The sequence below is a fragment of the Enorma sp. genome, from assembly GCF_982429025.1.
In genome coordinates, this window is sequence record NZ_CEWCAA010000026.1 from 20278 (window position 1) to 30356 (window position 10079).

Here is a 10079-nt window from a genome sequence, read left to right on the forward strand (position 1 = left end):
TCGTAGCGGCGGGTTATTTGTAGCAGGCAACTTCGCCAACTGGATGCATGGCAACCTGCCGTATCATAAAGACGGTATGCAGCCGCTCGGGGGAACGGTTCCGCGAGCAGGATTCGAAGGGCAGGGTTCATGGTCTCTCGCATCTATGTGGAAAAGAGGGCGGGCTTCGACGTCGAGGCACAGCAACTCAAGAGCGAGCTTACGGAAATCCTTGGCGTGACGGGCCTCACCGGCCTTCGCCTCATCAACCGCTACGATGTGGAGGGGGCAACCGAAGAGCTCTTCCGCTCGTGCATCCCCACGGTGTTCAGCGAGCCGCAGGTGGACCACGCATACGACGAGCTGCCGTCGAGCCCCGACGCAGCAGCCGTCTTCGCGGTGGAGTACCTGCCCGGCCAATTCGACCAGCGCGCCGACTCCGCCAGCGAGTGCATCCAGCTCATCAGCCAGGGAGAGCGCCCCACGGTGCGCTCCGCCAAGGTCTATATCCTCGAGGGCGCGCTCTCGGAGGCCGACATCGACGCCATCAAGCACTATGTCGTAAACCCCGTGGAGGCGCGTCTCGCATCGCTCGAGAAGCCCGAAACCTTGGTAGCCGAGACCCCCGACCCCGAGCCCGTCGAGGCGCTCGATGGCTTCCGCGAACTCGATGAAGCCGGCCTTGCGGCCTTCATCGCCGAGCGCGGGCTGGCCATGGATGCGGCCGACATCCGCTTCTGCCAGGAATACTTCACCGAGGAGGGCCGCGACCCCTCGATTACCGAGATTCGCGTGATCGATACCTACTGGTCGGACCACTGCCGTCATACCACCTTTGGCACCGTGCTCGACGAGGTCAAGATCGACGACGCCGTGGTGCAGGAGGCCTTCGACCGCTACATGGAGATGCGCCATAAGCTCGGCCGCGACGAGAAGCCCGTCTGCCTCATGGACATGGGCACGCTCGGCGCCAAGTGGCTCAAGCACACGGGCCAGCTCACCGGTCTTGACGAATCGGAAGAGATCAACGCCTGCACCGTGAAGGTCACGGTAGATGTTGATGGCGAGGGCCAGGACTGGCTCTTCCTCTTCAAGAACGAGACCCACAACCACCCGACCGAGATCGAGCCCTTCGGCGGCGCGGCCACCTGCATCGGCGGCGCCATCCGCGACCCGCTCTCCGGCCGTAGCTATGTGTACCAGGCCATGCGCGTGACCGGCGCGGCCGACCCCACCGTCCCCGTCGCGGAGACGCTCGAGGGCAAGCTCCCGCAGCGCAAGCTCGTGACCACCGCTGCCGCCGGATACGCCAGCTACGGCAACCAGATCGGCCTCGCCACCGGCCAGGTCTCCGAGCTCTACCACCCCGGCTACGTTGCCAAGCGCATGGAGGTCGGTGCTGTGGTGGGTGCCACCCCGGCAAGCCACGTGCGCCGCGAGGAGCCCGCGCCCGGCGACAAGATCATCTTGCTCGGTGGCCGCACCGGCCGTGACGGCATCGGTGGTGCCACGGGCAGCTCCAAGGCGCATAACGTCGAGTCCATCGAGAAGGACGGCGCCGAGGTGCAGAAGGGCAACGCCCCCATGGAGCGGAAGCTCCAGCGCCTCTTCCGCCGCGGCGATGCCTGCCGCCTCATCAAGCGCTGCAACGACTTCGGCGCGGGCGGCGTGAGCGTTGCCGTGGGCGAGCTGGCCGATGGCCTCTATATCGACCTCGACCAGGTCACGAAGAAGTACGAGGGCCTCGACGGCACCGAGCTCGCCATCTCCGAGAGCCAGGAGCGCATGGCTGTGGCCGTGGCCGAGGACGACGTGGACGAGTTCATGGCGTATGCCACCGAGGAGAATCTCGAGGCCACTGTCATCGCCGAGGTCACGCACGAGAAGCGCGTGCGCATGGCATGGAACGGCGACGTGATCGTGGACCTCTCCCGCGCCTTCTTGGCCAGTAACGGCGCACCCAAGCACCAGAGCGTGCACGTGACGGCGCGCCAGGTGTGGCAGCCGGCTTGGGAGGGCGCCACGCTCGCCGAGCGCATGCACGCGCTCGTAACCGACCTCAACGTCTGCTCGAACAAGGGCCTCTCCGAACGCTTCGACTCGACCATCGGCGCTGCCACGGTGCTCATGCCCTTTGGCGGGCGCACCCAGCTCACCCCTGCGCAGGCCATGGTGGCGAAGTTCCCCGTCGACGGCGAGACCTCGACCGCGAGCGCCATGGCATGGGGCTTCAACCCCTATCTCATGGAAGAAGACCAGTTTGCGGGCGCCTACCTCTCAGTCGTTGAGAGCGTAAGCCGCCTCGTGGCCGCGGGCTTCTCCCGCAAGCGCGCCTACCTCTCCTTCCAGGAGTACTTCGAGCGCCTGCGCGACGTGCCGGAGCGCTGGGGCAAGCCAGCAGCAGCCGTACTCGGCGCGCTCATGGCGCAGGTGGACCTTGGCGTTGGCGCCATCGGCGGCAAGGACTCCATGTCGGGCTCGTTCGAGGACCTCGACGTACCGCCCACCCTCGTGAGCTTCGCCGTAAGCACGGGCCGTGCCGACCATGCGGTCTCCCCTGAATTCAAGGGCGCGGGGCACCCGGTCTTCCGCATCGCCCCCGCTTCGTATGGCGACGACCATCGCCCCGACCCCTCGCAGCTCCTCGCCGTCTTCGATGCCATCGAGTGCCTCACCCAGAATGGAAGCGCCCTGGCGCTGGCAACCCCCGGCTACGGTGGCAGCGCTGAAGCCCTCTTCAAGATGTGCGTGGGCAACCAGATCGGCTTGGAGCTTGCCGACGACGTCGACATCGAGAGCCTTTTCGAGCCGATGTACGGCAGCTTCATCGTTGAGGTGGAGGATGCGGCGGCGCTCGATGCACTCGCTGCAGATTCCTTCGTGATCGAGCCCTTGGGCACCACGGTCGAGGGCTATGTGTTCGAAACCGCAACCGAGCAGATCGACCTCGCCGAGCTGCAGGAGGCATGGGAAAGCGGCATCGAGGGCGTCTTCCCCTACCGCACCCCGGCCGAGGAAGCCAAAAAGCTCGACGATGTGGAGCAGCTTACCTTCACCTGCAGCGACACGGGCCGCATCGCGCCGGTCTATGCAGGTGAGAAATTCGCGCGCCCGCGTGTGATCATCCCGGTCTTCCCCGGCAACAACTGCGAGTACGATAGCGCCCGCGCCTTCCGCGCTGCCGGCGCCGAGGCCGACGTCTTCGTGATCAACAACCTCTCGCCCGAGGCCGTGGCCGAAAGCACGCACGAGCTTGCGCGCCGCATCCGCGAGAGCCAGATCGTCATGATCCCGGGCGGCTTCTCCGGCGGCGACGAGCCCGACGGCTCTGCCAAGTTCATCACGGCGTTCTTCCGCGCGCCCGAGGTCACCGAGGCCGTGCGCGACCTCCTGCAGGCACGCGATGGCCTCATGCTCGGCATCTGCAACGGCTTCCAGGCGCTCGTGAAGCTGGGCCTCGTTCCGTACGGCGACATCGTGGACGCCACGCCTGAGGCACCGACCCTCACCTTCAACACCATCGGCCGGCACCAGAGCCGCCTGGTACGCACCCGCGTGGCCAGCGACCTCTCGCCCTGGCTCTCCGCTTGCAAGCCCGGAGAGGCCTACACCGTGGCCATCTCCCATGGCGAGGGCCGCTTCGTGGCGAGCGAGGCCGTCCAGCGCGAGCTCATCGCGGGCGGGCAGATCGCTACCCAGTACGTTGACGAGACAGGCATGCCGAGCATGGACCTTTCGGTGAACCCGAACGGCTCCGTGCTTGCCATCGAAGGCATCACCAGCCCGGACGGCCGTGTCTTCGGCAAGATGGGGCATGTCGAGCGGCGTGGCGAAAACCTGTATCGCAACGTCCCGGGCGAGAAGTTCATGCCGATCTTCGAGAGCGGTGTTGGGTACTTCGCATAGCACGTGCTCCCGGCGGGTCCCCCGCCTATGCTCCTTGCTCAGACATTCTCGAAAGGCCCAGCACTGCTGGGCCTTTCTGCGAAACTGCGCAAAAGCATAGGCGGGGGACCCTGCACATCATGCTAGTGAAGCTGGCGATATGGGCTAACTGCAGGGTGTTTAGCGCTGGAACGGGCGTGAACCTAAGAAATACACCGGTTGTTTGCCTAGAATGTCCCGTTGCAGGAACGAAGTAATCCGAACCCTCAAGAGAACACCCGGCTAAACCCTGTTAATTGGTAATTTAAACTTACCAGTTATCCTGAAATTGGTAAGATATTATTACCAATTATGCGGAGGTAGCTATGAACCAAACCGTGCTCGGCATATTGCAAGAGTTTGATCTTGATACATACCGTCCCATTGTTCCACGCTCTCTCAACCTAGGTAACGCGCTGCCGCCACGGGCGGGAAATCTCGTCAAGGTCGTAACCGGTATGCGCCGGTCGGGTAAATCATATCGCCTTTTCCAAGAAATGGATGCACTGCTCGAGGCAGGAGTTCCCGCTGAAGCTATCTGCTACTTCAACTTCGAGGATGATCGCATCAGCCCTGCCACGCCACAGACGGGAGACGCCGTGCTCGAGGCGTTTCGATACCTCGCCCAACGAGCAGGCGCTAACCTCGACGGCATCTACCTCTTTTTTGACGAGCTTCAGGAGATGAAGCAATGGGATAGCTGGCTTCGCCGCATCGTTGATACCACTAAAGCTACCATCTACATCAGTGGTTCCTCATCGAAAATGCTCTCAACGGAAATCTCAACCGAGTTTCGTGGTCGCGCCATCGACTTCGAGCTTTTACCGTTTTCGCTTCGCGAGCGACTTACCATGACACCCGATGGCGCTGAATTGCTGAAAGGCCCGCATTTCTCTCCGCGCTTGGGCGCACGTATGCAGGCGATGTTTGACGAATACCTCACGCGTGGAGGATTCCCTGCGGCGCAGGGCCTCCCGACATCCCAAGCAATCGCTTTGCTTCAGTCATATGTTCAGCGCGTCGTCACACGCGATGTAGTCGAACGTCATGACATCGCGCGACCACGCGTCGCGGCAGCGCTCGCTCGCAGGCTCATGGGGCTCAACGGCAAGCAGATCTCGCTACGAAAAATCGAGAACGACTTGCGCTCGGCGGGAATTGCAACCGGTCGCGCATACCTTGCCGACTTGCTCGCATATTTTGAAGAAGCCTATCTCGTCTTCCAAGTCAAAGAGTTCTCGCTGAGCCTCTCAGAAAAGAGTACGACGCGACCAAAAATCTACGCTGTTGACCCAGGCATTGCCCTAGCAAGCAGCCGAGCAGGAGCGTGCGAACGCGGGCAGCGGCTCGAGGACGCCGTATACCTCGAACTCAGACGACGCCATCCCTCTATGCGCGATGGCGGCATCTCGATGCTTCACACGAAGCAACATGGCTATGAAATAGACTTCGTGGTTGGCGATGCGCTCGAGCAGGAAGCATTTCGACTGATTCAGGTCACCGAATCAATGGAAGACGAAAAGACGGCACAGCGGGAACTCAGAGCATTGTGGGAAGCACTCGACGAAACGGGCCTTGAAGAGGGGCTTCTTCTGGTCGGGAGCGGACATGAGACGATTTACGAGAACAACGGACGGCGCATTGTGCAAGCTTCCGCATGGAAATGGTTGCTTGATGACAGCGAAACGGGGATGTAACCAATATGACAAACGATAAAGCCAGCAGCTTGAGCGACGAGGCAACGGTCTCCATCGATCGCGAGCGGGCGCGAACGGCCTTCGAAGCGTACCTCGCCCCCTACGACCGGGAGAACCCGCGCATCGCGCTCAAAGCGGAGCACACCTATCGTGTCGCCGACCTTTGCGACCGCATCGCTCGCGCATCGGGCTTCACGCAGGCGGGTGCGGACCTCGCCTGGCTCTGCGGACTCCTGCACGACATCGGCCGATTCGAGCAGCTTCGCCGTTGGGGCACCTTCAAAGACAGCATGTCCGCCAGCCATGCGGCTATCGGCGTCGACGTGCTTTTCGAGGACGGGCGGCACCTGTTTGACGACTCGCTCGCCCGTGTGAACGCCACACTGCCGGAAGCCCTCTCCCATGATGATGAGTTCTTGGCCCACGTGCGCACCGCTGGCAGCGTTCGCGCTTTTATCGAAGAGCCCTCGGCCGACGAGATCATCCGTGCAGCAGTAGGCCACCACAGCGACTTTCGCCTTCCCGACGACCTCGACCTTCGCTCGCGCGCGCTCTGCAATCTTGTGCGCGATGCCGACAAAATCGATATCCTGCGCGTTTCGCGCACCGATACCGTCGAGACCGTCGTGGGAGCAACCGAAGACGAGCTGCTCGCAGGCGACATTTCGCCCGCTGCCGAGGATGCGTTCTTCGCGCACCAGACCGTCCGCTATAGCGACCAATCGACCGCCGTGGACCATGTGGTGGGGCTCGCCTGCTTTGCCTTTGAACTGGTCTACCCCGCAAGCCTCGAAATCATGGTCGATCAAGGATATCTGTTCGAGCTGCTGAGCACGCCTTTTGGCATAGCGCGCCCGTACACCAACCGTGCCACTCGCGCACTCATCGGCCGCATGGACGGGCATCTGCGCGCTTGGATCGACGAGCAGCTCAGCTAACCGCCGAGCATTTGGGTCGTTGAGGCACCCGGAACGTCGCTGAATGCAACTTTTGGGCACTCCAGGGCACAGTGAACGAGTATAGGCAGATGAGCAGCAAGAGAATGCGCAGCTCAGAGGGCTAATATCTCATGAGCTATCGCGGTTGTACTCAGGGCACACGCCGTGGAGTGCCCAAAAGTTGCATCCTCGTCCTGTATGATGGGCTTTTGCGTTTCTCGCCGAGCCAATCGATGGTGGAAACGCTCGAGAAACATTTCTAGTTGCCGGCCGCATCTCAGCTTTACCGTGATAAAGTGTCCGCAATCCGATGGAGACTAGAGAAAGGCTCCGCTATGACTGCCATCGTCAACAACGCCGATACGCTGCACCTGATGCAGCAGGCCGCTGCCTGGTGGTGGAACAAGCGCATACCGTCTCTCTCGGATTAGCAGGCTCCCCTACCAACGCGCTACACCATGGAAGGCCTCCGGTAATCCGGGGGCCTTCTTTTTTGCCGGCGAACGACGCATGTCGCCTGATAGCGCGCAACAGGCAACGTGTGCCGAGGCGGAAAGCAAGCCTCTTCGATCGCCGCAGCGCACGCGGGAGCATTCTGAGCTTGGAGCGACTGCCGGCGGACAGCGCTCCCGGATGAGAAAGGACACATCATGACCGCATCCAAGCACGATCCCTACCGTCTCTACCTCACCGAAGACCAGATCCCCAAAGCCTGGTACAACCTGCGTGCCGATATGCCCGAAAAGCCCGAACCCATGCGCCTGCCGAACGGAGCTGTCGCCACCAAGCCAGATATCGCGCCCGTTTTCGCCGACGCACTCATCGACCAAGAGCTCGACGACGACACCCCGTACTTCGACATCCCCGAACCCGTCCTAGAGATGTACAAGATCTACCGGCCGAGCCCGCTCCGCCGCGCCTACAACCTTGAGCGCGCGCTCGATACGCCAGCCAAGATCTTCTATAAATTCGAAGGCAACAACACGAGCGGTTCTCACAAGCTCAACTCCGCCATCGCCCAAGCTTACTACGCCTATGCCCAGGGCATTACCAACATCACGACCGAGACGGGCGCCGGGCAGTGGGGCACGGCACTGGCCGAGGCCGCCGCTCACTATGGGCTCGACCTCGATATCTTCATGGTGAAATGCTCCTACGAGCAGAAACCGTTCCGTCGCAACATCATGGAGACCTTCGACGCGCGGGTAACGCCCTCTCCCTCCGACACCACCGAGGTCGGTCGGCGCATCCTCGCCCAAGATCCGGGCTCGTCCGGCTCGCTTGGCACCGCGATCTCGGAGGCGGTGGAGCGCGCGCTGCATGTGCCCGAGAACCATGGGCGCTACCAGCTGGGCAGCGTCCTCAACCAAGTTGTGCTGCATCAGAGCATCATCGGGCTAGAAAGTTACGAGGCCCTTCGCGAGCTTGGCGAATATCCCGATGTGGTCATCGGGTGCGCGGGCGGCGGCTCGAACTTGGGTGGGCTCATCGCCCCGTTCATGCGCGACAAGCTCACAGGCGCACGGCCGGCCACGCGCTTCATCGCGGTAGAGCCCGCGAGCTGCCCGTCGCTCACCCGGGGCCGCTATGCCTATGACTTCGCCGACACGGGCCAGACCTGCCCGCTCTGCAAGATGTATACGCTCGGCAACGGCTTCATTCCAAGCCCCGACCACGCGGGCGGCCTGCGCTACCACGGCATGAGCCCTATCGTCTCCAAGCTCAAGCACGACGGCTACCTAGATGCTGTCGCCGTGCGCCAAACCGACGTCTTCGCGGCGGCCGAGCGCTTCGCCAAGCTGGAAACCATCCTGCCCGCGCCCGAAAGCGCGCACGCAATCCTTGTGGCCATGCGCGAGGCGGAGCGGTGCCGCGAGACCGGCGAGGCGAAGACGATCCTCTTCGGGCTCACCGGAACCGGATACTTCGACATGGTCGCCTACGACAAGTTCAACCGCGGCGAGCTGGAGGACCACATCCCCACCGACGAGGAACTCGAGCGCGGGTTCGCGACGATCCCCTCCATTCCGGGCATCCAATAACGGGAATATGCTCGAACCCGCCTGATGGGCTCCGGCATGTTCCAGCTCTTTGACAACTCGAGGCTCGAGTCGGAAGGTTTTTCGAACATCGCCGAGTAAACCGCCGTTTCGCACTAATGCCAACTGGTGTTTTGTTGTCCAAAGCCTGAGTCTACTCGTCACCTTCGTTAAAACCTTCCGACTCGAGCCTCGAACTTGGCTGGACCGGCGTATTCACGCGCCGATGACAGGTACTATGGAGGAAATGCGCGGTCGCATCGCATGCGTTTGCGGTGCAGCGCCCCGCATGCGACACGCCGTGCACGCATGGCCCTCACCCGCCCCGTCGAAAGGAGACCAAGATGAGCCTCTGGCCAGAACTCAAGAAGCTGCAACAAGGAACCTGGGTGGACCTCACTCACCCGCTTACGAACGGCAGCCCGTACTGGGCGGGCATCCCCGAGGGCTCCGTGGAACTGTGCAAGACCGTCTTCGACTACGACGAAGAGATGCTCTCTTGCCGCATTCACACCTACAAGTTCCCCGGGCAGTTCGGCACGCATGTAGACTTTCCGAGCCACTTCACACCGGGCAAGGTTGGCTCTGAGGCCTACGGCGTGGAGCAGATGGCCATGCCACTCTGCATGATCGACCTCACCGGCAAGGTCGCTGCCGAGGGCCCCGACACCGCCGTAACCGTGGCAGACATCGAAGCCTGGGAAGCTGAGCATGGGCGCATTCCCGCCGGCGCCTTCGTGGCGCTACGCACCGACTGGTACCAGCGCTGGCCCGATAACAACGCGCTCAACAACTTCGACGAGGAAGGGGGCGAGCACTGCCCCGGCTGGTCGATGGAGGCGCTCCGCTTCCTCTATGAGGAACGAGATATCCAGATGAACGGGCATGAGACCTTCGACACGGATGCCTCGTTCCTGGCGGCGGAAGCCGACGATCTTGCCTGCGAGCGCTACGTGCTCGACCATGGCCATCTGCAGGTAGAAGTCATGGCGAACCTCGACAAGGTGCCTGCGACGGGCGCCATCGTGTTTGTGAGCTGGCCGCACATCGAAGGCGCCACCGGCCTCCCCGCCCGCGTGGCAGCGGTGTTCTAAACTTCCCGCGCCCTCCATGCGCTTACTTTTCGTACGCTTGGTCAAAAATATCGTTTCAGTGGTATGCCGCGCACCAAAATAGAGCGATTGCGCAGCCGCATGAAAGCTGAAGGCCATCTCGTTCCGTTGATTTCGTCGATGTGAGCGAATTTTGAACGCGTAAAGGCCTGCCCGCAGGCAAAACGGGCGCCTCTTATGTTTGAAAGTACCACCGAAACGGTGTTTTTGACCAAGACCCCGGAATATTGTGTCTGCAGCACGCGGCGCTACGAAAAACTTACGGAGCATAGCCTTCTCAATCTTGGCCCGCGCATAGCTCGTCTGAAGCAGATTGCCCTGCGACCCTTCATTCAGTGTGTTTGATAACGTCTGATTTGCGAATTTGAGCATACTGTTTTTTCGGGAATG

At 61.9% G+C, this 10079-nt stretch carries 5 protein-coding genes; all 5 read left to right on the forward strand.

Annotation, left to right across the window (positions count from 1 at the left end):
* The first annotated feature begins 129 nt into the window (after positions 1-129).
* The 5 genes from AC1VS5_RS05850 to AC1VS5_RS05870 all read left to right on the forward strand — a co-directional run bounded on the left by AC1VS5_RS05850 (position 130) and on the right by AC1VS5_RS05870 (position 9671).
* The gene (locus AC1VS5_RS05850; protein WP_481218007.1) at positions 130-3885 is read left to right on the forward strand and encodes a phosphoribosylformylglycinamidine synthase; all 3756 of its coding nucleotides are present in this window, start codon (positions 130-132) and stop codon (positions 3883-3885) included.
* A 344-nt stretch (positions 3886-4229) separates the two neighbouring features.
* Positions 4230-5600 (forward strand): ATP-binding protein, encoded by a 1371-nt coding sequence (locus AC1VS5_RS05855; RefSeq protein WP_481218008.1) that lies wholly within the window; start codon positions 4230-4232, stop codon positions 5598-5600.
* Positions 5601-5605: 5 nt separating this feature from the next.
* The gene (locus AC1VS5_RS05860) at positions 5606-6538 is read left to right on the forward strand and encodes an HD domain-containing protein (RefSeq protein ID WP_481218009.1); all 933 of its coding nucleotides are present in this window, start codon (positions 5606-5608) and stop codon (positions 6536-6538) included.
* A 650-nt stretch (positions 6539-7188) separates the two neighbouring features.
* The gene (locus AC1VS5_RS05865) at positions 7189-8580 is read left to right on the forward strand and encodes a TrpB-like pyridoxal phosphate-dependent enzyme (RefSeq protein ID WP_481218010.1); all 1392 of its coding nucleotides are present in this window, start codon (positions 7189-7191) and stop codon (positions 8578-8580) included.
* 341 nt (positions 8581-8921) lie between these two features.
* On the forward strand, positions 8922-9671 hold the full coding sequence (locus AC1VS5_RS05870; protein WP_481218011.1) for a cyclase family protein: 750 nt from the start codon (positions 8922-8924) through the stop codon (positions 9669-9671).
* Positions 9672-10079 lie beyond the last annotated feature (408 nt).